This window comes from Schnuerera sp. xch1 (assembly GCF_019931165.1).
In the GTDB taxonomy this organism is placed as follows: Bacteria; Bacillota; Clostridia; order Tissierellales; family Tepidimicrobiaceae; genus JAIOUP01.
Genome location: NZ_JAIOUP010000040.1, coordinates 1 through 946 on the forward strand (window position 1 = coordinate 1; position 946 = coordinate 946).

Here is a 946-nt window from a genome sequence, read left to right on the forward strand (position 1 = left end):
TTTTCTTTTGTATACTCTGGTTTTATTCTCTTACGATTAACTTTCTTTCTTCTGATTCTTGCTGAAATACCTAAATAATTCATAAGTCTATGTATATATCCTTCTGAGAAGGTTTTTTGATTTAGCTTGTTGATGAATATTGTCATCCTTCTATACCCTAAAATTCCATCAAAAGTTGTATGATATTCATTAATTAGTGAACATAGCAATTCATCTTGTTTTTCTTTTTCGGGCTTAATTCTATTTTTGTGCTTGTAGTATCCACTTCTTGAAATACCCAGAACCTTGCATATTTGAGTTATCGGATAACCTTTATCTTTAAAAAAATCTACCGTATTATACTCTGCTTCCTGTCTTACTTTCGAGAGTGAAGTTTCTTTTCGAACTCCTCTTTTTTTTTAAGAACTTCTAGTTCAAATTCTCTTCTTTTACGCAATGCTTTTTCTTTTTCAAGTTCAAGTTTTAGCTTCTCAACTTCAGTTAGATTACTATCATCAATTTCTGACTTTGGTTTTGGTCCTCGTTTTTGATATTTTAGCGCTTCTGGACCTTTGTCTATATATGCTCTTGTCCATTTGTATACAAGTGCATAAGTAATTGAATATTTATCGGCCGCACCTTTGTAGCTCATATCATTTTCAATAACCCATTTTACTATTTCTAACCTCTCTTCAAATGTTGTTTTTCTAGATTTCATGGTATAGACATCTCCTTTAGGATCATAATCCTCAATTTCTATACCATTATACCATTTATTAATCCAACTATGAATTACTCCAGAACCAATATTATATTTCGCAACTAAGTCTGCCATTGAATATTTCCCAGAATTATATTCTTCTATTACAGATAACTTAAAACTTTTATCATATGAGCGATTCTTATTTGATGTTTCAAAGGCACTAATACCATGTTCTTTATATGTTAGATACCAACGCCGAACTGT

Annotated in this window: 2 protein-coding genes; both read right to left on the reverse strand. The window is 30.8% G+C overall.

Going from position 1 to position 946, the window contains the following annotated elements:
- Nucleotides 1-209 (reverse strand): transposase (locus K8M07_RS12895; protein ID WP_223379445.1); only part of this gene is annotated, 209 nt, incomplete at its 3' end.
- Nucleotides 210-355: 146 nt separating this feature from the next.
- The coding region (locus K8M07_RS12520) for a transposase (RefSeq protein WP_223379446.1) at nucleotides 356-946 on the reverse strand (591 nt) is incomplete at its 5' end.